This is a genomic window from Mesorhizobium sp. L48C026A00 (genome assembly GCF_000502375.1).
Lineage (GTDB): Bacteria > Pseudomonadota > Alphaproteobacteria > Rhizobiales > Rhizobiaceae > Mesorhizobium > Mesorhizobium muleiense.
On the sequence record NZ_AYWU01000002.1, the window covers coordinates 68,727 to 89,260 of the forward strand.

20 protein-coding genes and 1 tRNA gene are annotated in these 20,534 nt (G+C 60.4%); 15 read left to right on the forward strand and 6 right to left on the reverse strand.

What is annotated here, in order from left to right; genetic code table 11:
- Positions 1-59: 59 nt before the first annotated feature.
- The gene (locus X738_RS47425; RefSeq protein WP_023797075.1) at positions 60-1,139 is read right to left on the reverse strand and encodes an RluA family pseudouridine synthase; all 1,080 of its coding nucleotides are present in this window, start codon (positions 1,137-1,139) and stop codon (positions 60-62) included.
- A 26-nt stretch (positions 1,140-1,165) separates the two neighbouring features.
- On the opposite strand from X738_RS47425, the gene X738_RS47430 reads away from it, so the two are divergent.
- The 6 genes from X738_RS47430 (at position 1,166) to X738_RS47460 (ending at position 5,899) form a co-directional block, all read left to right on the forward strand.
- Positions 1,166-1,543 carry a hypothetical protein gene (locus X738_RS47430; protein WP_023797076.1) on the forward strand — a complete coding sequence of 126 codons (378 nt, stop codon included), beginning with the start codon at positions 1,166-1,168 and terminating at the stop codon, positions 1,541-1,543.
- The gene (locus tag X738_RS47435) at positions 1,540-1,947 is read left to right on the forward strand and encodes a VOC family protein (protein WP_023797077.1); all 408 of its coding nucleotides are present in this window, start codon (positions 1,540-1,542) and stop codon (positions 1,945-1,947) included. Before X738_RS47430 ends, X738_RS47435 begins: the two co-directional genes overlap by 4 nt.
- Positions 1,948-2,037: 90 nt before the next feature.
- Positions 2,038-2,112: transfer RNA gene (locus tag X738_RS47440), tRNA-Glu, on the forward strand.
- A 356-nt stretch (positions 2,113-2,468) separates the two neighbouring features.
- Positions 2,469-3,302 carry a hypothetical protein gene (locus X738_RS47445; RefSeq protein ID WP_198032768.1) on the forward strand — a complete coding sequence of 278 codons (834 nt, stop codon included), beginning with the start codon at positions 2,469-2,471 and terminating at the stop codon, positions 3,300-3,302.
- 1,010 nt (positions 3,303-4,312) lie between these two features.
- Positions 4,313-4,606, forward strand: a complete 294-nt coding sequence (locus X738_RS47455) for a LacI family DNA-binding transcriptional regulator (RefSeq protein ID WP_023797080.1) — start codon at positions 4,313-4,315, stop codon at positions 4,604-4,606.
- Positions 4,607-5,455: 849 nt separating this feature from the next.
- Entirely contained in the window at positions 5,456-5,899 is a 444-nt protein-coding gene (locus X738_RS47460; RefSeq protein WP_023797081.1) for a hypothetical protein, read from the forward strand.
- A gap of 854 nt (positions 5,900-6,753) precedes the next feature.
- On the opposite strand, the gene X738_RS84500 is transcribed toward X738_RS47460, so the two are convergent.
- Both X738_RS84500 and X738_RS47465 read right to left on the reverse strand, forming a co-directional pair.
- Positions 6,754-6,942, reverse strand: a complete 189-nt coding sequence (locus X738_RS84500) for a hypothetical protein (RefSeq protein ID WP_156942542.1) — start codon at positions 6,940-6,942, stop codon at positions 6,754-6,756.
- Positions 6,943-7,802: 860 nt separating this feature from the next.
- Complete coding sequence (locus X738_RS47465) at positions 7,803-7,988, reverse strand: hypothetical protein (RefSeq protein ID WP_023797083.1); 186 nt, start codon at positions 7,986-7,988, stop codon at positions 7,803-7,805.
- A 338-nt stretch (positions 7,989-8,326) separates the two neighbouring features.
- On the opposite strand from X738_RS47465, the gene X738_RS47470 reads away from it, so the two are divergent.
- From X738_RS47470 to X738_RS47480, 3 genes are all read left to right on the forward strand, one after another.
- Entirely contained in the window at positions 8,327-8,734 is a 408-nt protein-coding gene (locus tag X738_RS47470) for a type II toxin-antitoxin system HicB family antitoxin (protein WP_031254093.1), read from the forward strand.
- 188 nt (positions 8,735-8,922) lie between these two features.
- The gene (locus X738_RS47475; RefSeq protein ID WP_023797085.1) at positions 8,923-9,504 is read left to right on the forward strand and encodes a VOC family protein; all 582 of its coding nucleotides are present in this window, start codon (positions 8,923-8,925) and stop codon (positions 9,502-9,504) included.
- Between the two features lie 27 nt (positions 9,505-9,531).
- The gene (locus tag X738_RS47480; protein ID WP_023797086.1) at positions 9,532-10,440 is read left to right on the forward strand and encodes a glutathione S-transferase family protein; all 909 of its coding nucleotides are present in this window, start codon (positions 9,532-9,534) and stop codon (positions 10,438-10,440) included.
- Between the two features lie 464 nt (positions 10,441-10,904).
- Here X738_RS47480 and X738_RS47485 read toward each other — a convergent pair whose 3' ends face one another.
- The 3 genes from X738_RS47485 to X738_RS47490 all read right to left on the reverse strand — a co-directional run bounded on the left by X738_RS47485 (position 10,905) and on the right by X738_RS47490 (position 13,276).
- The gene (locus X738_RS47485; protein WP_023797087.1) at positions 10,905-11,789 is read right to left on the reverse strand and encodes a hypothetical protein; all 885 of its coding nucleotides are present in this window, start codon (positions 11,787-11,789) and stop codon (positions 10,905-10,907) included.
- 534 nt (positions 11,790-12,323) lie between these two features.
- Complete coding sequence (locus tag X738_RS82100) at positions 12,324-12,581, reverse strand: hypothetical protein (RefSeq protein WP_023797088.1); 258 nt, start codon at positions 12,579-12,581, stop codon at positions 12,324-12,326.
- Between the two features lie 332 nt (positions 12,582-12,913).
- On the reverse strand, positions 12,914-13,276 hold the full coding sequence (locus tag X738_RS47490; protein ID WP_023797089.1) for a hypothetical protein: 363 nt from the start codon (positions 13,274-13,276) through the stop codon (positions 12,914-12,916).
- 776 nt (positions 13,277-14,052) lie between these two features.
- On the opposite strand from X738_RS47490, the gene X738_RS47495 reads away from it, so the two are divergent.
- The 6 genes from X738_RS47495 (at position 14,053) to phoB (ending at position 20,449) form a co-directional block, all read left to right on the forward strand.
- A complete protein-coding gene (locus tag X738_RS47495) occupies positions 14,053-15,057 on the forward strand; it encodes a PstS family phosphate ABC transporter substrate-binding protein (RefSeq protein ID WP_023797091.1) in 1,005 nt (334 codons plus the stop codon).
- A gap of 120 nt (positions 15,058-15,177) precedes the next feature.
- Positions 15,178-16,566: a phosphate ABC transporter permease subunit PstC gene (gene pstC, locus X738_RS47500; protein WP_023797092.1), complete on the forward strand. Its 1,389-nt coding sequence runs from the start codon at positions 15,178-15,180 to the stop codon at positions 16,564-16,566.
- The gene (pstA, locus tag X738_RS47505; RefSeq protein WP_023797093.1) at positions 16,559-18,172 is read left to right on the forward strand and encodes a phosphate ABC transporter permease PstA; all 1,614 of its coding nucleotides are present in this window, start codon (positions 16,559-16,561) and stop codon (positions 18,170-18,172) included. Before pstC ends, pstA begins: the two co-directional genes overlap by 8 nt.
- A 12-nt stretch (positions 18,173-18,184) precedes the next feature.
- Complete coding sequence (gene pstB / locus X738_RS47510; RefSeq protein WP_023797094.1) at positions 18,185-19,000, forward strand: phosphate ABC transporter ATP-binding protein PstB; 816 nt, start codon at positions 18,185-18,187, stop codon at positions 18,998-19,000.
- 35 nt (positions 19,001-19,035) lie between these two features.
- Positions 19,036-19,743, forward strand: a complete 708-nt coding sequence (phoU, locus tag X738_RS47515) for a phosphate signaling complex protein PhoU (RefSeq protein ID WP_023797095.1) — start codon at positions 19,036-19,038, stop codon at positions 19,741-19,743.
- Positions 19,744-19,759: 16 nt separating this feature from the next.
- Complete coding sequence (gene phoB, locus X738_RS47520) at positions 19,760-20,449, forward strand: phosphate regulon transcriptional regulator PhoB (protein WP_031254097.1); 690 nt, start codon at positions 19,760-19,762, stop codon at positions 20,447-20,449.
- The last annotated feature ends 85 nt before the right edge of the window (positions 20,450-20,534 follow it).

Genomic DNA, 20,534 nt, shown 5'->3' on the forward strand with positions numbered 1-20,534 from the left:
CAAAGTGAACAACGCGGGTCAGGTTTTTGCCGATCTGGTTTTGAATGGATGAAGCTGGTTCAGAGTCTGCGGAAGCCGTCCACGAGTTCCTCCATGTCGCTCGGTAGCGGCGCCTCGAACCTCATCGGTAAATGGGTAGTCGGATGCCGAAATTCAAGGAGGCGGGCATGCAATGCCTGTCGCGGAAAGGCCTTCACCTGGCCTTTCAGCGGCTCGGGCAGCCGGTTCGCCTTGGTGCGAAAGGCCTGGCCGTAATCCGGATCGCCGACGACCGGATGGCCGATATGAGCCATGTGGACGCGGATCTGATGGGTGCGGCCGGTCTCGAGCCGGCATTCGACCAGGCTCGCCGTGGCAAACTCCTTTTGCTGCTCGCCAAAGCGCTCGACCACCGTGAAATGGGTGACGGCGTGGCGGGCATCGTCGCGGCCCTCCGGCACCACGGCACGGCGCACGCGGTCGGCGGCGCGGCCAAGCGGCTCGTCGACCGTGCCTGTCGGTCTCATCGGAATGCCCCAGACCAGCGCCAGATAGGCGCGTTTGAGATCGCCGGTCAGGCCATGGTCGGCAAACGCCTCCGACAATGATTTGTGGGCGCGGTCGGTCTTGGCCACGACCATGACGCCGCTGGTCTCCTTGTCCAGGCGGTGGACGATGCCCGGCCGCCGCACACCGCCGATGCCGGAAAGACTGTCGCCGCAATGGTGGATCAGCGCGTTGACCAGCGTGCCGGTCCAGTTGCCGGCGCCGGGATGGACGACCAGCCCCGGAGGCTTGTCGATGACGATCAATTCATTGTCTTCATAGAGGACGTCGAGCGGGATGTTCTCGCCTTGCGGCTCCGCCGGCTCCGGCTCCGGCATGTCGACCGATACGCGGTCACCGGCTGCCATCTTGCGTTTGGTCTCGATGACCGGCTGGCCGCCGACCTTGACGGCGCCCTGCCGGATCAGCATCTGCACCCGGCTGCGCGACATGTCCGGGCCGAGCTTGCCCGCCAGCCATTGGTCGAGCCGCTGGCCCGCCGCATCGGGGCCTGCTTCCAGCACGACCGATCCGTCTGGCGATCCCCCATTTGGCGATCCGCCCGTCAATCCATCCTCTATCAATATCGGGGTCTCTTCGTTATGAGCGCTCATCGAAAATCGTTCCGGAATGGTTTGCCATGGCTGCTGCCGATGAAGACGAGGAAAAGCCGCTCGACCCCGAAGTCGAAAAGGTGCGCAAGAAGCTCGTCCGCTTCGTCGCTATCAATCTCGGCTTGCTGTTCCTCGCCCTTATGGTGGTGATTGCAGCCCTTGTCTACAAAACGCGCACCGCGCCACCGGCAGACCCGTCCCTTGCCGGCGACATCCACGTGCCATCAGGCGAGCCGCTGACCGGCGACATCGTGCTGCCGGTCGGCGCCAAGGTCATCAGCCAGTCGCTTTCCGGCGACCGCGTCTCCATCGATGCGGAGCTTGCCGACGGCAGCCGCGCCATTTTTGTCTACGACATCACTGAGCGCCGCATCATCGGTCGCTTTTCGATCCGCAACAAATGATTGGTTTCGCCGAAAATCGCCGCGTCGCCACCGTCGCGCTTGTCGTCGCAAATTACGATGAGGCGATCGCCTGGTATGTCGACAGGCTGGGCTTTTTGCTCACCGAGGACGTCGATCTCGGCGGCGGCAAGCGCTGGGTCACGGTGGCGCCGGCGAACGGACAAGGCGCGCAACTGCTGCTGGCCGAAGCGTCGGACGATATGCAAGCAAGCCGCATCGGCAACCAGACCGGCGGCCGCGTCTTTCTGATCCTCGAGACCGACGATTTTGTCCGCGACCACGCGGCAATGCTCGAAAAGGGCGTTGAATTCCGTGAGGCGCCCCGCGTTGAGCCCTATGGCACTGTGGCGGTTTTCGCCGATCTCCATGGAAATCTCTGGGACTTGATCGAGCCAAAACGATAGGCCTGCAACGGATATTTCCCCGACATCATTGACTGCCAGAAGCCCAGTTGCTTTTTCCCGGCCGTCAGCCTATATCGCCGGTTCTTGAACGCGCCCATCGTCTAGCGGTCAGGACACCGCCCTCTCACGGCGGGAACAGGGGTTCGATTCCCCTTGGGCGTACCAGCAAAATCAAGCACTTAAGCCTCACCGGGCCGATTTCATCGAATATCCACCGAATAAACCCCCGCGAATTTCAGCGAACAGATTGGCGCGAGCCGGAACCGCCTTGTTAGGAATGGGGCCCATGTGGGAAGGCGGGCATCACGTTTTATTCAGTGTGAGCCACCATTAGGAATCGCTCAGGTTGTGTTACCTTGCGTAACTCGAATCATGGGTTGCTGAACCTCTCGAAACCGGCCACCCTTTTTATCTAAAGGATCAATAGTTTAATAGCAAAATCGCCACGACTGCCGGCCACCCCTAGACAGCTTCGCCTTGACCTTGGAATCGAGGTGGAGCGAGACGTAAACGGCATTGAGATGGGCGTGCTCGAAAATGGCATGACCTATCTCACGCAACGAGGACTTTCCGCAATCTGCGGCGCGGCCCGTTCCACGATCCAGGAAATCTCCAAAGAATGGGAAGGCAACTTCGGTCTCGACCTTCAGCGCGGGCGGTCGCTCTATTTCTCCGACTATCTGAGGCAAGCTGGTTATGACGATCCGACCCTCTATATGGAAATAGAGCACAACGGAACAACTCACTATGCCTACCCTGAGGTCGTCTGTATGGCCTTCATCGAGTTCTTTGCCTTCGAGGCTCAAAGAACGAATGACACCGCGCAACGCAACTTCCGCAAACTTGCCCGGTATGGCCTCAACCGGTTCATCTACGATGCCCTTGGATATAAGCCGACCGACAAGTGGGTCTATTTCAATGACCGCGTGACCATCCTGCAAGACAGTTCGCCCGATGGCTACTTCATCGTTTTCAAGGAAACTACGGGTATGGTGGTCGATCTCATCCGCGCCGGCCTGCCGGTCAATGACAAGACCATCCCGGATATTAGCGTTGGCAAGTGCTGGAGCAAGCATTGGGAAGACAGCGGCCTCAGCGAAGACCACGATGATCGCATCAAGTTCGAGCACAACTACCCCAACTACTACCCGCAATCAGCCAGCAACCCGCAGCTGCCGTGGGCATATCCCGATAGCGCGCTACCCGAATTCAGACGGTGGTTTAGGCACGAATATCTGCCGACCAAATACCCCGCCTACATCCTGAAAAAGGCAAGCGTCTTGTCTGGCGGGATGGACGATGCAGAGCAGATCGCGGCGTTGTATGAGCCGAAAAAGATCGCGGGTAGAAAGTAGCCGCTACTTCTCCGCCCGCCTTTGGCTTGTCCTTAGGCGGCGGTGACTTCGCCACCTTCTTCCATGCGCGGTCAAAGGGCCCGCTCTCAAAGCATAAAAAGCCCGCCACCGTGAGGCAGCGGGCTTCTGGTGTGGCGGGTTTAGTGCTTGTCTCTGCCGTCGCGATCGTTCCAAAGACGCTCCGCTTCTGCCCATGTGCCAGCAGGCGGCCCCTGTGCGCCGCAGCGCTTGCACTTGACGTGATAGTCGTCGCCGTCGAAATGCTCGACTGGAGCTCGCGGCTTTTGTCGAATGGGCATTCGCGGAGGCGGGTTGGCATCAGGTTGGTTTCCGTTCAATCTCGATCGGGTGCGGTGCTCATATTCCCTGTTCCCTCTTCCAGTCCATCTCGTTTTTGCTGACACCGGGTTCTGACAAAATCCCTGATCAATTGGCGATCTTCGCCTCGGGCGCACATCTCTCTGACAGTGGAGATGATCGCAATAAATTCTATCCTCAATCGGTGCGCCTCTTCCGGCGGCAGCTGCAGCAGCAATGCGTCGAGACTTTTTTGCCCGTAGATGGGATCGCGTCAGCGACAGNGATGATCGCAATAAATTCTATCCTCAATCGGTGCGCCTCTTCCGGCGGCAGCTGCAGCAGCAATGCGTCGAGACTTTCTTTGCCCGTAGATGGGATCGCGCCAGCGTCTAACTCGCCGGCTGTGTCTTTGGCGAAGCTGGACAAGTTGTCCACTTTCGTGTGAACGAGCGCGATCGTTGAAGCGGCAGCCAAGGCCGCCGCGGTTGCCCCCATGCCGAGCAGCATTCGCCGCCGGTCGATTCTGATTGATGGTCGCTCTAGGTTGAGCAGGCGGCGGCGGTTGATTGCGGGCATGCCTTCGGCGGCAGCCCGAACAGTGATGTTCGGCATGGTGTTTCCCTTTGAAAAGTTGTTACATTGTGATAGATACTTTGTATCTGGTGTTAATGTCAACACGCAGTAATGACTACTCAGCACAGGGTGATAACTTGACGCCTTCCCAGATGCGAATGGCTCGGGCCGCGCTTAAGATCGGTGTCCGCGATTTGGCGGAAATGGCGAACGTGACGACTGCCACCCTGACGCGCTACGAAAACGAGCGCGGCGGGATGCATGCTGATACCCGAGACAAGGTGAAGCGCGCTCTCGAATCCGCCGGCGTCGTCTTTATCCCTGAAAATGGAGGCGGTGCGGGTGTCCGCCTGAAGTTCAACCGCCGTGAGGTCAAGGCGATCGAAAGGCTGGAAAATGAGGGCGGGATCGTCGGTGATGATGATGTGTAAAGGGCGACCGACCATCCCGCTGTCCGCGATATTGCTTGCGGCCGCAATCCTGACGGGCTGCGGTGACTCACCACAAGAGCCAGCCGGCTCGGCATATCGGATCGTTGACGCGGTGAGCGCTGGTGCATCGTGCGATGCTGGCGAACTCCTGCTGAGCGCCTACTGCTTCTCTGATGCCGGCCGAAGCATCTCAGCGAGTGGTCCGGCACTCCAATCAGATGCAAACGGCAGGATTGTAGCAACATGCCTCACGGGCGGCCGCCATCTGCGTCTGTTCTGCATCAAACAGCCGTGACATGGACGCCAGCAATGATGACTAAGGGGCGAATCGAGTTCATCCCGGAGAACGGCGGCGGCGCCGGGGTGAGGTTGAGGAAGAAATAACGCGGAAATCGTCAGCGCGCCCTTGCACTTGAAACTACACTTTTATGCCGATAACCCTTTATGCGGATTGCTCTGGCTTGCCTTTGCGCCAGATCGGCGCGATGCTGCCCTTGGGAGTTGTCAAAGGAGAGATCTCCAGCAGCACACCGCTACCAGGAGGTAAGCGATGGGTCCTATGGAAAAGCCGCCTTATGTGCCGACAGAGATTCATGTCGGAACGGTCACGGACAAGATCGGCAATCTCGGAATCCTCTCAACCAGACGACAGAAGGCCGCCTGGATGTTGCGCTCGACCGCCAGGCAGCGGAGGCGATCGTCAACGCCATTAGCGCAATTCGGAGGAAGCTTGCATCGAACCAAAGCTAGTGGCCTTAGTCGTTCAACATTCTGCCGGTAAAAGCTTTCTAGTGACTTCCGCTTTTGCGGTTGGAGGGGCATCAACTGAAACCGCTTTGGAGATTCCTGATGCACCTCGTCATAGCAGCACTGAGATGGCGGTCCAATCGTTCGAAGGCAGCACTGCTCCTGGGATCGGCACTTTTCGCCGCTAGCGCATCCGTAGCATGGGCCGATGCTCTTGAGGTTTTGCAAGGCGTCTGGGTCGGGGAACGCGCCGACTGCACGAGGGTGTTCGAGAAGATCCAGGGGAAAGTCCGCTTCAAGGACCGTACCTATTCGTCCGAGAACGGTTTCATCATTACCGGCAACAAGGCAAAGGGCCCGGTTGGGGGCGCCTGCACGATCTCGCAAGTCAACGAGGAGAACGACCGCTTCTCCGCCCTATTAACCTGTGCGGACGCTGTTGTATCCCGGAACTTTTCATGGTCATTCCGCATCATCGACGCAACCCACTTTGAGCGCTTTGATGCGATGGTTGGTGCCTTTAAATACAAGAAATGCGCGTTCTGACTAAAGCGTTGAACAAGCCTGCCCGACACCCACTCATGGAACCGAGTCTAGGCTCATCCGATTTGAGGGCTAGAGGAACCGAACACAGCCGTCTTGCTAAGTTAGCAGCGATGCTTGAGCGGCCTACAGTCTTCCCAGCCGGCGAACCTACCCCGTTTGCTGGTTAGGCCCGGAGGCCGGCTGTTGGTCACCCCCAATAGTGGCTGTCGGGCCGCTCGAACTTGCGGTGATGGCTGAACTGCAAAAAGCCCCGCCGCTCCATTTGCGAAGCGGCGGGCCCCCCACTCGCCCCGATGCTGACCATGCAATTGCGGTGCCAGCAGCAAATGACCCACTGTGGGACAGGCCCACGGGCGCCGTGGTTTTTCCGTGCCGTACAGAGCCTCGCCAGCGTGCGTTCCCGCTGGCCGCTGTCCTACACCGCCGAAGCACCTCGCGCGTCCTGGCGGCCCCTTGTGCCAGCGCCGGCACTCACTCTTTTAGGCACCAAATTGACTCTAGGCTCATCCGATTTGACAGCCAGGGGAACGGAACGTGACCATTTTACTAAATTACAAATGATGCTTTTAGCCGCCTATCGTAGAAGTAGCCGGCGACCGTCCCGCAGACGCCCCCTCGCCGGTCAGGCCCAGCGGCCACCCGCCCAACTCCAACTGACTGCTGGGCCGCCCATTGACTCTCGCTCTCGCTACTCAAAGCTCGGGCTGCGACGTGCACACCTTCGCCGTGCGTAACGGAAACTCAGGCGCTATAGAAAATACCTGCCAGCGAGGGCGTACCATGCCAAGCCCAACATTGAGAGCACATACAGAACCAGGAACGGAAGCACGGACGGCTGGCTGTCGAGGGCGGGGTCAGCTCTTTCCAGTTCCTCGATCAGATTGCGATCCCGCCTGGGCCTTCGTGACCACCAAACCGTGCGGCCCAATTTTACTCTCAGCTTCTCTCGAAATTCTTTTCGCGATATCGGCTCGGATCACTGGATCCTCGGGCAGGTTGCCCGGAAACCCCTCAGGAAGATTGTCGCCATCGTTCTTGTCCATGGCGCCAACAATGTTCTCTGCCTCACTTATGTTCCAAGTTTCTAATGTAAAATTTTGACCGCTCGCCAGTCAACACTGCCCGACGGCATCGAGGCTGACGCCGCGTTGCTCGGTCTAAGGGGCTGGACGTCCGAAGAGCCTGGCGTGAAATGAGCAGCGGGGACCGGGTGGGGGGCTTGGGGTTAGTCCCCGCTGCTTTGAGCTGCCTTCGCGGGGTGCAGTGGCAGCACAACTAAATAGTGACTGAGCGATGACAGGACCCAGACAGCGGAGCCTTGGGCACCCTGTCAGTCTTACACCGGCTAGTGCCGGCCCCAAAGGCCACCCGGGCGGGTGTCTCAAGAGTGCGGCCGGGGACGGGCCTTCAAAGATTGCGACTTCCGTACCCCAGCCTACACTCCGGCCTGACGCGCGTGCCCACCCAACCCAGCGTCAAGCGACAGGTCATTAGTAGCCGATAAAGATCGCCCCCAAATCGGCCGCTTGAGCTAGCTCGGATAGACAATTCGGGTGAGCGGGTTCAACGGGGTCAAAAGGAGGGGTCGGAATATCCGGGCCAACAGGCTCATGCGAACTAAAGTGAGAGCTTCATGGCCATAGTACCCCTCCTCCTCGCCACCTAAGGCTTGAAGGGCAGAGGGCCGATGCACGTTTCCACTTGGGTCCCCGCTTGGACCAGCTGCTCGGATGCACCTCGGACATTGTTGCAGGCATAGCTGACGCCGACCAATTCGGTCTTCACGAACTCGCGCGTGTTTAGAATTGCGGCGGTCAGTTCTCCGTGGAAGCACAGCCGCTGTGGGCTCGTCGCTTGTCCCTCAACGGCGGCGGGCTCCCCTTAGCAGGACCCGTAAGGGCAGCTATGGAGTTTCGTCCCGCCCGGCCTTGCCGATTGCCTCAAACAATGATGCCAGAGTTGGCGGCAGTTCTGGTTCGACCTCCAGCCCAAGCAGCTTGTGTACGTGATGACGATTGTCTTCGGTGCCGATCAGCTCCCGAACGGCGTCGGCAAGGGTCTTATGGCCCGCTGCATCACGCTTTGCCATGTCTGCATGTCCCAACCCGCCCAAGGGCCGCAACTCGCAGGTCACAGAATGGTTGCATTAGGGGCCGGAATGTTTGGTAGAAATTTCTGAGCGGGGGATCGGATAACTGGCTCACCAGATCACCAGGCCCCTTCATGAGGCCCACGGACTTTATGAACTGTCATTTTGAAAAAGCCCGCGCCTCTGGCGGAGAACGCGAGGCGATAACCTCTTACCGAAGAAGGGATAGTCAGGCGGCGATACACAAAACCCCGCCGGAGCGGGGTTTTGATTCTAAGGCCGTTGCAGACTTGTTATCGTCCTCGCAATGGCCTGCCACCGTTGCCAGTGGTCTTACAATCCGCCGAAGCGGTAACGGTACCGGCAGCGACTTCGGTGTGTCCTTTCCTGATTTTCCCGGCGTTGTCACCGCCGGCACCGATCTGGACGACGCTCGTGCTATGGCTGAGGAGGCCCTTGCCCTTCACATCGAAGGGCTTGTGGAAGATGGCGAAGCCATTCCAGAACCCTCCAGCTTGGAAGATGTCATGGCCGACGCCGATAATCGAGACGGCGTCGCAATCTTGGTTGCGGTGAAGACCGAGGCCAAGAAAGCTGTCCGCGTCAACATCACGCTCGCTGAAGATGTTCCAAGCCAAATTGACGCCTTTGCCGAGGCGCACGGTTATACCCGGTCCGGCTTTATCGCGAAGGCGGCTCAAAGAATCATCGAGCTTGAGGGCGGCCGAAAGGCTCGCAGCGCTTAGCTACCGTTTGCGCTACCCATGGCCTTCCAATGCAAGCGTCCCTATGTGGCCTGGCTTCTGGCGCATCGTCACCGGTTGATTTAGCATCTCCTGATAATCCTCGTGTCAGGCACAAGGCAGCACAACTGCGAGCGGCACCGGGGCGAGGTGAACACGACGACGACATCCGGCTGCCAGGGAGACGGCCAATGCAGAAGCTGCAATCGCAAGGCGTCCATCACATCACGCTGGTCGGCGCCGCGCGCCAGACCTCGATCGATTTCTGGGAAGGCGTGCTTGGCATGCCTTTCATCTTCGAGCAGCCCAACCTCGACAAGGCCAGCGAAAGCCACCTCTATTTCGATCCGGGCGACGGCCGGCTGATCACCATCTTCACCGACGAGAGCCGCACGCCGGTCAAACGGCGCACGCCGACCGATCCGGGCTGCGTCCATCACATCGCGTTTGCGGTGTCGCGGGTCACCTTCCTGCAGGCGGTCGCCCGGCTCGACGAGCGCGCCATCAAGCACAGCGGCGTCAAGGATCGCGGTTTTATGGATTCGATCTACTTCGAGGATCCGCTCGGCCTGCTGATCGAGCTCGCTTCCTACCGTTTCGAGCCGCCGGCGGGATTTACCCATGCCGACGTGCTGATGCAGGCGCACAAGCTTCGCGTCGCGCGCGGCGACTACGCAATCGCCGAAGTGCATCTCGCCGACGCGATCCAGGCGCTGGTCGAGCGCTCCCGTGCGACCTTGTCAGAAGACCGCGCGCCGAAAAATCCATACTGACGACAGGCCAAAAAAGGGAGGAACACAATGGCAAAGACGACCACGAAAAGTGCGAAGAAGCCGGCCGCCAAGGCCGCTACGAAACCAGCTGCCAAGGCGACAAAGCCTGCGGCCAAGGCGACAACGCCTGCGGCCAAGGCGTCAGGCGCTTCCGCCAAGTCGGCAACGAAAGCCGCCGCAAAACCTGCAGACAAGGCGTCCGCGAAATCGGCGCGGAAGACCAAGGCGAAATCAGGAAAGAAGTCTGCACTGATGCTCAGCATGCTGAAGCCGAGCGTCAACAATATGAGCGTACGGGTGTTTGCGCGCGCGGCCGGGCTCGACCATTCCGAGACCGACGTATGGGGCCACACGCGCTCGCCCGAGTATATGGCGCGAAACCCGGCCCATCTGACCCCGATGATCGAGGACAAGGGCCTGCCCAGGGGCGTGTTGTGGGAAAGCTGCGCCATCATGCAGTATCTCGCCAACAAGCACGGGCTGGACAAATTATATCCCAAGGCGCCGGCCAAGCGGGCGATGATCGACAGCGCCATGTTCTACCTGATCGGCACGCTCTACCCCTATGTCGCGCGCGCCACCTATCCTGCGCTGAATTTCCCGCAATATGCCGGCGAGGTCGGCCACAGCGACGCTCATCCCGACAAGAAGGCGGAAGCCCAGAAGGCCGCTATAGCAGCGATAGCCGAGCCGCTGGAGGTCTTTCACAGCTTCTTCAGGAACGGCAAGCCGTTCATCGGCGGCAAGTACCCGTCGATCGCCGACATCCGCCTGGCGGCGACGCTCGAATTCCTGGCCGCCATCGACTACGCGCTGCCGCAATGGGCGAAGGAGTATATGGCGGCGATCGAAAAGAAGCTCGGCAAGGCCTATGCCGAGCCGGCGGCTGACGTGCGCGGCTATATCGCCTATGTGAAGTCGCAGGCAGGCGCGTGAGGCTTTCACTCTCACGGTTTTGCTTGCCCAGGCCGATCTAAACCGAGCCCGAGGGCCCGCCGCCTTTTACCGGACGTAAGAATGTTTGAAGCGTCGACGAAGGAGCGACGGTTGACCTGCGGGCATCGATCCCGATGATGGGGCCAGCGCGGGTGGCGTCCATGGAAGGACTATATATGACCCGCAAACTACCCTTATTCGCCGCGTTCGGCCTGGCGCTTGCTGCCCTGGCGGCGTGTGACCAAACTCAATCGGGAGGAACGCAGGCGACGACCGCTGGCCAATTGCCGCCACCTCCAGCCGACACGATGACGCCGGCACCCGCAACCCCGCCAGCTCAGACAGCCCCTGTTCAGTAGCAGATCGTCGTTTTCAAAAAGGAACCCTCGCCCCGAGAGGCGGGGGTTCGCTTTTGCCATTTCAGCTGCAAAGCGGTGCGGCATGACTGATGCTGCGCTTGTCGTTCAGGGACCGAACATTACAAGCTCGGTGAACGACAGATCTCCAAGCGAGGGTGGTCTGGGACCCCTAAAATATTTCAGCCCGCTGTTGGCGCGGTACCACCCGAACAGACCTCCAATCGGCTCCCTGGCGTCGACGACGCAAAGCAGGATGCCGCTTCGCAAGAGAAAGCGCCCGATGGCACCGGCGCACCGGCTCAAATCCGCGAGGGAGCGGCAATAGACGATCTGATAGGATGGGATAAGACCGCGCAATATCCGGCGCGGCATCAATACGAAAGGAAACGCTGCTCCGTCGCAAATGCAAATCAATGACCGGCAGCCAAGTGCTGAGTGTTCCGAGAGTATGTACCTCTCGCTGTCGGACAGCATCGCCATTTCCGCAAGATCGGGACGAGCTTCAAGCACGCGACATGACCGCTGCGCCGAACTAAAAGCCGGCAAGAAGGCAAATTGTCCGGTGGTGAAGGGCCGAAAACCGAGCGCCCAGTTGGCTTTCAACGTTGCGGGCGCCGGCGAAATATTGGTGTAGGTCACGTCCCTTCGCTTGAGAATCGTCGTGACCAATTTGGCGCCATAGGGACGGAATTCTGCATCGACGGACCAGCTTGAAAGGTTGCAGCGGACTTCGTCGCCTTCCTGCCCGGGATAACGGGTATAAAGGGTCAGCACAACGCCGACGATCCGATCGGCCTTCTCCAAGGCCAAGCCGTATTGTGGGAACTCGGCGACGGGAGGCCGCTGCGACAAACGGGTCAGCGCCTGTATCCAGTAACTCCGGTCACGCTTCGGAAACCCCCGGCACAGGCAGTCGACCACTCCTTGCCAATCTGCTTCGCGAATTGGTCGACAGTGAACGCCAGGAGGGAGAGCGCCAAGCACGGCCATAAGTCGACTTCCAGAATAGGCTAAAGCGCGTTGCGGCTGAACGGATCCAATGCGACGCGCTTTAAGTTCTTGTTTTTATGCATGTCGTTATCGCAAAAACGCTGCGCAGCCTCGGGTCAGGCCCGAGGGCATGCTTTTGCGCGACATGCATCTTCGATATGCCTCATAAGCTAACACGTTGGTGTACAACGATTAATAATATGTGCCGCATTTAAAGACGACTTTCTGCACTGATCACGAAGACGCAAATCAGATTGGCCACGACGCGTCGACGAGCGGTTCCCGTCGGTTAAGGATTCGTTCACCAAATCCCTATCTACTGGTCGGCAATTCACCTCCAACCCGTGACCACGGATGTACTGGCGCGGTCGAGGTGGAAGGAAAGGTCGGCCATGTGCCGGCCTTTTTGTCTGGAGGGCTATTGTCGTCGGGCACCCTCAGCTTCAAGCGCAACGGCACGCTGATCGGGCCGCCGATTCAGCCAAGCGTTGTTCGGTGGCGTCACCTTGAGCGATCGGACCGGTTCACCAGATATCAGTGTTGCCCGCGTCTCGCATTGACATGGCGTGCTAATTCCGGCGTCTCGAAGACGTAGTCGCTCCAGGCCGATTCCGGAATCTGACCGGCCAGATAGCATTCCAGCAAAAGACTTTGCTCAGGACTGAGAGGTCTCGGCGCGCGCTCATGGTCCATTCTCAGCGAGTGAAACAGACTTCTGGGCGAGTGAAGCAGATTTCCGGGCAAGTGAAACAGATTTCTGGTCACGTCCGAGACAATGAAGTGGATCGACATGTGTTCGGTCTCCTTTGACCATCCAGCGCCCAGGGATCGGGATCGATCTCCGCTCCGCTGCCTTCGGTTCGGAAAGGACCATGCGCCAAATCAAAACGCTACAGCGTGTGTTGTGCGTCCAAAGCGACGCGCGGCGCTGCAATGGCTGTTTAACGTCGAAGGCCGGATAAGGTTCAACGCGGCTGGCGGTAACGCCGATCAGGCAGCCCGAAACCCACCAGCTCGGCTCATGCTTTCGGCCTGCGCGTCTGACCGAACCGCTGCGGCAGCTGCGCAGCAACGTTTTCAAGGCGGCGCATCTTTTTAGCTGCTAGCGCTTGAATGCCGGCTGGCTATTCGCAGACCATGCGGACCCGTTTTCCGGGTTGGCTGACGTTCCTGCAGGTGAGCGGTTTCGCCGGCTCGGATGACGGCGTCGGCGGCTGTTTGGCAATCCTGGCGATTTTCCTTCTCGGCGCCGCGGAGGTGTCGATTTTGCGGGCCGCCGCTGTTTCCGGCGTTTCGGGCGCCGCAGGAAAGACATCGGTCTGCAGCAACTGCGGCTGTTCGGCTTGCGCCTGCTGCTGCGGCCGGTCCCAGAACCGCCGGACATCGAGCGGCCTTGGAATGACGACGGTGCCGTCGTAGCTGCGCGAGCAGCCGCCCCCTAGCAGCAGCATCGGGCACACGAAAAAAGGCAGGATCCGTCGCAACATCGGCAACACCCTTGCGGGATCTATAACGCGGCTTCGGTTCTACCGACAACCGTCGGAATACACTGCGGGCAAGGCTAGCGCATGACCCGGAGAATCGGAATCGATTTCGCTGGGGATCATGCGCAAAAATCAAAGTGCCGCAGCGTCCCTGGCGCGACTTCGGCGCGATTGGGTCGGGCATGTACGATTGCCTGCCCAAGCCCATCAGCCCTAAGCCCATTAGCCCCAGGCGGCGCCTTGCTCGAAAAGGTCCGCGGACGGGAAATCCAAGCGCGAGATAGCCACGTCAGCCTATCAGGTCCAGCCGATTCGGCGACGCGTTGCGACAAGACTATGGTGCGATCGCACCATACCAAAGCATGCGTCCGGTTGGAACAATAAGCGCATTCGAGTTCCGCTCCTCCAGTTACGGGCGGGAGCAGCGACCGCCGGCAAGAAGCAGGGTCAGATTTACCCCAACGGACCTGCTTCGGCGATGGCACGGCCATGACCTCCTTGGCCGCATGCAACGCGCTTCCGCCCGGATTTTCTTTTTCGGCGCCAGTTGTTCGCCTGTCCAGGCAAATGCCGGCCGCAATTCGCGCAAGCTGCTGATTCCAGCGGCAAACCACGGCCGTACCGGCGAGACCCGCGGCCCTTCCTTTTGACAGGGCTGTGCGGCGGTTACCGGGCTGACATCAAACTGTCATGTGACTGTAATAATCGGGGGCTATGGCCTCAGCGGGCGCCGAAGGAATGGCGCCGAGAGACCATTTTTCCGAACAGGAGCAGGCCACATGAAAAAATTCCTCCTTACGGCGTCGGCCGCGGCGCTTGCGCTCGCCGCGTCGGCTGGTTATGCCGCCGCGCGCGACCAGATTCAAATCGTCGGTTCGTCCACAGTGTTCCCCTTCACGACGGCTGTCGCTGAAAAGCTCGGCCAGAGCGGAAAGATCAAGACCCCGGTCGTCGAGTCGACTGGCACCGGCGGCGGCATGAAGCTGTTTTGCCAGGGCGTCGGCGAAAACACCGCCGACTTCACCAATGCCTCGCGCGCCATCAAGGATAGCGAGCTTAAAACCTGCAAAGCAAACGGCGTGACGCCGGTCGAGATCAAGGTCGGCTTCGACGGCATCGTACTGGCCAACTCGAAGGCAGGGACTGTCGTCGATCTGACCAAGGAACAGGTTTTCAAGGCGCTCGCCAAGAACGTCGCTGTTGACGGCAAGGTCGTCCCCAACCCCTACAAGAACTGGTCGGATGTCGATGCATCGCTTCCCGCGACAAAAATCGAGGTGCTTGGCCCGCCGCCGACTTCCGGCACGCGCGATGCATTCGTCGAGCTCGTCATGGATGCGGCCTGCCAGGAAGAAGTGAAGGCGGCTAATGAAAAGGGCTGCGGCGAGATCCGCGAAGACGGCGCTTTTGTCGAGGCCGGCGAAAACGACAATCTGATCGTCCAGAAGCTGGAAGCCAACCCCAACGCCTTCGGCGTCTTTGGCTTCTCGTTCCTTGACCAGAACGCCGACAAGCTGCAGGGCCACAAGGTCGATGGCGTCGAGCCGACTTTCGAGAACATCGCATCCGGCGATTACGGCGTTTCCCGCTCGCTCTTTGTCTATGCCAAAAAAGAGCATGTCGGCGTCATCCCCGGCATGCAGGAGTTCATCGCCGAGTACACCTCGGAGGCTGCATGGGGTCCTGATGGTTATCTGGCCGACAAGGGCCTGATCCCGCTGCCGGACGCCGAGCGCGCCAAGTCGGCCGAAAACGCCAAGGCCCTGAAGGGCATGGGCTCCTGATGTTTCGGGGGTCCGAGCGTACCGCTCTGACCCCTCATATCCTAAAGCACAAAGCGCGGGACCATAGGTCCCGTGCTTTGAGCCGGTGAATGACCGGCGGTCGAGGGGACGTCCCGAATCATGGTCGGTTATCTCGTTGTTCTTCTGGTGGTTCTGGCCGCTGCTGCCTATTGGCTCGGCCGGACCCGCGCCATTGCCAGCGTCAATGGCAACGTCGCGCGACTGCATTCGCTGCCTGGCCAGCATGGCATGTTTCTGGCGCTTTTTGCTGCCGGTCCCGCGCTGCTTGCGATCGTGTTGTGGTCGCTGGTGACGCCAGGAATTGAATCGTCGATCGTTACCGACCGCTTCTCCTCCGAGTTGTCGGGAATGGGCGTCCCGCAGGTCGAAGCTTTCATCCGCGACGCTCGCGCGATGGCCTTTGGCGGGCTTGTCGGCTTTGCCGATCCAACGAAAGAGGCGGCCGCCGCGCTCTACAAATCGGTCCATGCGACCAGCACCTGGATCATCTGGACCGTCGCGCTCGTGCTTTCCGCGTCCGGATTTTACTGGGCCTATTCACGCATCGCACAGGCCTACCGGGCGCGCCACGTGGTCGAGCGCGTTCTTCGCGCATTCTTGATCGCCTGTTCGGTGGTCGCGATCCTGACGACGATCGGCATCGTCCTGTCGCTGATCTTCGAGTCGCTGCGGTTCTTCCAACAGGTGCCGTTCTACAAGTTCCTGTTCGGCACGCATTGGTCGCCGCAGAGCGCCTTCACCGGCGCGGGAGCGGAGGCCGGGGCGGTCAACGAGGACATTTTTGGCATGGTGCCGCTCTTTGCCGGCACGTTGCTCATCACCTTCATCGCCATGCTGGTGGCTGCGCCTATCGGGCTGATGGCTGCGATCTACCTTTCGGATTACGCCTCCAAAAGCGTCCGCGCGGTCGCAAAGCCGGTTCTGGAAATCCTCGCCGGCATTCCGACCGTCGTCTACGGCTTCTTCGCCGCGCTGACGGTTGCGCCCTACTTCCGCGGTATCGGCGAAAGCCTGGGCCTCAACGTCGCGTCTGAATCCGCGCTCGCCGCAGGCGTGGTCATGGGTATCATGATCATTCCCTTCGTTTCCTCGCTTTCCGACGATGTGATCAACGCCGTTCCGCAATCCCTGAGAGACGGTTCCGCGGGCCTCGGCGCGACCAAGTCGGAAACCATCCGCAAGGTGGTCCTTCCCGCTGCCCTTCCGGGCATCGTTTCGGCGATGCTGCTTGCCGTCAGCCGCGCAATCGGCGAAACGATGATCGTAGTCATGGCGGCGGGGCTGGCGGCAAACCTCACGGCAAATCCGCTCGAAGCGGTCACCACCGTGACCGTGCAGATCGTGACACTGCTTGTGGGCGACCAGGAGTTCGACAGCGCCAAGACGCTTGCAGCCTTCGCACTCGGCCTGGTGCTGTTCTGCATCACGCTTACCCTCAACATCGTCGCTTTGCGCGTCGTCCAGAAATACCGAGAGCAATATGACTGATGCGATCTCGTCATTCGGCGGCGTCGGACGGCCGGTCAGCGTTCATACCGACGATGCCGCGAAGGCGCGGCTGAAGGGCCGCTACCGCACGGAAAAATGGTTCAAATGGCTCGGCGCCGCAGCTGTCGCGTTGGCCGGCTTGTTCCTTGTGCTGCTCCTGTCGACGATCGTCACGCAGGCGATTCCGGCGCTGCGGCAGAACTATGTGACGCTGCCGATCGATCTTTCAGCGGCCAAGGTCGACCCGGCGAAACTCGACGAAGTGAACTACGACGCCATCGCTCAGGAAGCGCTTACGGCAAAATTTCCGGATGTGAAGAGCCGCCAGGACAAGCGCCTTCTGCGCGGGCTGATTTCCACCGGCACAGGCGTGTTCCTGCGCAAGGATATTGCGGCTGATCCGGGGATGCTCGGAGGAACGGTGGACTATGCGGTTCCAGTTGACGATTTTGCCGACCTCTATCTCAAGGGTTTGCTTGCCGACGTCGGTTCGGACGAAGCGATTTCGACAAGCGTCACGCCTTCGGAAACCAGCGGCGACATCGATCTGACCTTCGGCGACGATGCCATGCTGGCGCTGGCGCGCGGCCATGGTGCGACCGAGGGCGAAAACGGCATGTTTACGCTGACGAGCGGCGCGTCGTCGCTGCTGGTCGCGTTCAATGGCGGCACGGTCAAGCTGACCTCGCTGTCGTCTGCGGCCAACGGCACGGTGATCGCAAAAGGCACGGTGATCGAGGCGCTGGACAGCACGGCGCCCGCCGCGAGCGGCCAGGCATTCCTGCGCGTCATCGAGACGCCGGAAGCATCGCGAAAGATTTCGGACAAGGTGATCGTCTGGCTCGACACGCTGAAGAGCGCCGGCCTGATCGAAAGCCGGTTCAACTCGATCTTCTTCTTCACCGGCGCAAGCCGCGAGCCGGAATTGGCTGGTGTCTGGGGCGCGGTCGTCGGATCGTTCCTGACCATGATCGTAACCCTCGCAATCGCCTTCCCGATCGGCGTTTCAGCGGCGATCTATCTTGAGGAATTTGCGCCCAAGAACCGGCTGACGACGATGATCGAAGTGAATATCAACAATCTGGCGGCGGTGCCTTCGATCGTCTTCGGCCTGCTTGGACTTGCCGTATTCCTGAATTTCTTCGGCATGCCGCGCTCAGCCCCGGTGGTCGGCGGCATGGTGCTGGCGCTGATGACCCTGCCGATCATCATTATCGCCTCGCGCGCTTCGCTGCGCGCCGTGCCGCCTTCGATCCGCGAGGCGGCGCTTGGCATCGGAGCGTCCAAGGTCCAGACCGTATTCCATCACGTCCTGCCACTGGCGATGCCGGGCATCATGACCGGCACCATCCTCGGAATGGCGCATGCGCTCGGCGAAACCGCGCCGTTGCTGATGATCGGCATGGTCGCCTTCATCGTCGACATTCCCGGCGGCTTCACCGATCCCGCGACGATCCTGCCGGTGCAGATTTTCATGTGGGCGGATTTCCCGGAAGCGGGATTCCAGCAGAAGACTTCGGCGGCGATTTTGATTTTGCTGGTGTTTTTGGTCATCATGAACGCCATCGCGGTGATACTGCGCAGGCGCTTCGAGCGGCGCTGGTAAGGAGTAGAGGATATGAACATCATGACGGAAGCCGGCGTCGAGCAGAAACTGAGCAGCGCAACCAACGCCCCTTCGATCAAGATGAAGGGCGAAAAGGTCTCTGTTCACTACGGCGAGAAGCGAGCTCTGTTCGACGTCGATCTCGATGTCCGCGAGCATCAGGTGACGGCGTTGATCGGGCCATCGGGCTGCGGCAAGTCGACGTTCCTGCGTTGCCTGAACCGAATGAACGACACCATCGATATCGCGCGGGTGAGCGGCAAGATCACGCTCGACGGCGAGGACGTCTACGATCCGAAAATCGATGTCGTCGAGCTGCGAGCTCGCGTCGGCATGGTATTCCAGAAGCCGAATCCGTTTCCGAAGTCGATCTACGAAAACGTCGCCTACGGTCCGCGCATCCACGGCCTGGCCAGGAGCAAGGCTGAGTTGGACGGCATCGTCGAATCGAGCCTGAAGAAGGCCGGCCTGTTCAACGAGGTCAAGGATCGCCTGCTCGAGTCGGGTACCGGACTGTCCGGCGGACAGCAGCAGCGCCTGTGCATCGCGCGCGCCATCGCGGTGTCGCCGGAAGTGATCCTGATGGACGAGCCCTGTTCGGCGCTCGATCCGATCGCCACCGCCCGCGTCGAGGAACTGATCGACGAACTGCGCCAGAACTATACGATCGTCATCGTCACCCATTCGATGCAGCAGGCGGCGCGCGTGTCGCAACGCACGGCGATGTTCCATCTCGGCTATCTGGTCGAGGAGGGCGCGACCGACAAGATGTTCACCAACCCCGACGACAAGCGCACCCAGGACTACATCACCGGCCGGTTCGGCTGAGCGGTCCGGCGAATTTCGAACACGAGGACAGCACCATGGGTGAACACACCGTCGCATCTTTCGACGAGGAACTGGAGCACATCGACCGGCTGATCCGCGACATGGACGAGCTCGCCGCCGCAATGGTCGCGGCCTCGATCCGCGCGTTGCTTGCGTCGGACAATGCGATGGCGCAGCGCGTCGTCTCGGACGACGCCATCATGGATGCGAGGCAGCGCGAACTCGATGACAGCGCCATCACGCTGATCGCCAAGCGGCAGCCGATGGCGCAGGATCTGCGCGCCGTGGTTGGCGCAATCCGCATGGCGGGCGATCTCGAGCGCATCGGCGATCTGGCCAAGAACATAGCCAAGCGGGTCAGCGCAGTCGGGCAGAGCGCGACGCCGCGTAATCTGTCGCACGGTATCGACGCGATGGCGGACCTCGTTCTTGTGCAGCTGCGCGGCGTGGTCGAGCACTATGTGTCGCGCGATGCCGGCGCGTTGAAGGAACTGCGCGCCGACGACCAGAAGATCGACGTGAAATACACGGCGGTTTTTCGCGAGCTCCTGACCTACATGATGGAGGATCCGCGCAACATCACCGCCTGCACGCACCTTCTGTTCTGCGCCAAGAATCTCGAGCGTATCGGCGATCACGTCACCAACATCGCCGAAAACGCCTACTTTGTCGTGACCGGGCAGCAATTGCCGGCGGATCGCCCGAAGCTCGACGAAACGACGATGTCGGCGCCGGCGACATGACAGGAGTGACCGGCCGATGATCGCGCCGCGCATCATGGTGGTGGAGGATGAAGAGCCGCTGGGCGTCCTCCTCCGTTACAATCTTGAATCCGAAGGCTATCAGGTCGAGGTGGTGACGCGCGGCGACGAGGCCGAAATCCGGCTGCAGGAAAACGTGCCCGATCTTTTGGTGCTCGACTGGATGGTGCCGGCGGTTTCCGGCATCGAGCTTTGCCGGCGCCTTCGGGTGCGCCCCGAAACCGAGCGGCTGCCGATCATCATGCTGACCGCGCGCGGCGAGGAGAGCGACCGGGTGCGCGGCCTTTCGACCGGGGCCGACGACTATCTGGTCAAGCCGTTCTCGACACCGGAATTCATGGCCAGGGTCAAGGCGCTGCTGCGCCGCGCCAAGCCGGAAGTGCTGTCCAGCGTGCTCAAGGTCGGCGACATCATGCTCGATCGTGAATCGCACCGGGTATATCGCAAGAAGAGCGAGATCCGGCTCGGGCCGACCGAATTCCGGCTGCTCGAATTCATGATGCGCCACCCCGGCCGGGTCTTCTCGCGCAGTCAGTTGCTCGACAATGTCTGGGGCGAGACGATCTACATCGACGAGCGCACGGTGGACGTCCATGTCGGCCGGTTGCGCAAGGCGGTCAACAATGGTCGCATGCCCGATGTCATCCGCACCATCCGCGGCGCGGGCTATGCTATCAGGGAAGACTAGGGGATGTGCTGATATTCAGGTGATGCCGGCCTGCGAACGGCTGATACCTGCGCTTACCTACAGCGCCGCGCGCCCTGTTGGGCAC

Bases quoted from the DNA above. Each gene is read 5' to 3' on its own strand.
- X738_RS47425 (WP_023797075.1), bottom strand. From the start codon at position 1,139: ATGAGCGCTCATAACGAAGAGACCCCGATATTGATAGAGGATGGATTG.
- X738_RS47430 (WP_023797076.1), top strand. From the start codon at position 1,166: ATGGCTGCTGCCGATGAAGACGAGGAAAAGCCGCTCGACCCCGAAGTC.
- X738_RS47435 (WP_023797077.1), top strand. From the start codon at position 1,540: ATGATTGGTTTCGCCGAAAATCGCCGCGTCGCCACCGTCGCGCTTGTC.
- X738_RS47445 (WP_198032768.1), top strand. From the start codon at position 2,469: ATGGGCGTGCTCGAAAATGGCATGACCTATCTCACGCAACGAGGACTT.
- X738_RS47460 (WP_023797081.1), top strand. From the start codon at position 5,456: ATGCACCTCGTCATAGCAGCACTGAGATGGCGGTCCAATCGTTCGAAG.
- X738_RS84500 (WP_156942542.1), bottom strand. From the start codon at position 6,942: ATGGACAAGAACGATGGCGACAATCTTCCTGAGGGGTTTCCGGGCAAC.
- X738_RS47465 (WP_023797083.1), bottom strand. From the start codon at position 7,988: ATGGCAAAGCGTGATGCAGCGGGCCATAAGACCCTTGCCGACGCCGTT.
- X738_RS47475 (WP_023797085.1), top strand. From the start codon at position 8,923: ATGCAGAAGCTGCAATCGCAAGGCGTCCATCACATCACGCTGGTCGGC.
- X738_RS47480 (WP_023797086.1), top strand. From the start codon at position 9,532: ATGGCAAAGACGACCACGAAAAGTGCGAAGAAGCCGGCCGCCAAGGCC.
- X738_RS47485 (WP_023797087.1), bottom strand. From the start codon at position 11,789: ATGGCCGTGCTTGGCGCTCTCCCTCCTGGCGTTCACTGTCGACCAATT.
- X738_RS82100 (WP_023797088.1), bottom strand. From the start codon at position 12,581: ATGTCGATCCACTTCATTGTCTCGGACGTGACCAGAAATCTGTTTCAC.
- X738_RS47490 (WP_023797089.1), bottom strand. From the start codon at position 13,276: ATGTTGCGACGGATCCTGCCTTTTTTCGTGTGCCCGATGCTGCTGCTA.
- X738_RS47495 (WP_023797091.1), top strand. From the start codon at position 14,053: ATGAAAAAATTCCTCCTTACGGCGTCGGCCGCGGCGCTTGCGCTCGCC.
- pstC (WP_023797092.1), top strand. From the start codon at position 15,178: ATGGTCGGTTATCTCGTTGTTCTTCTGGTGGTTCTGGCCGCTGCTGCC.
- pstA (WP_023797093.1), top strand. From the start codon at position 16,559: ATGACTGATGCGATCTCGTCATTCGGCGGCGTCGGACGGCCGGTCAGC.
- pstB (WP_023797094.1), top strand. From the start codon at position 18,185: ATGAACATCATGACGGAAGCCGGCGTCGAGCAGAAACTGAGCAGCGCA.
- phoU (WP_023797095.1), top strand. From the start codon at position 19,036: ATGGGTGAACACACCGTCGCATCTTTCGACGAGGAACTGGAGCACATC.
- phoB (WP_031254097.1), top strand. From the start codon at position 19,760: ATGATCGCGCCGCGCATCATGGTGGTGGAGGATGAAGAGCCGCTGGGC.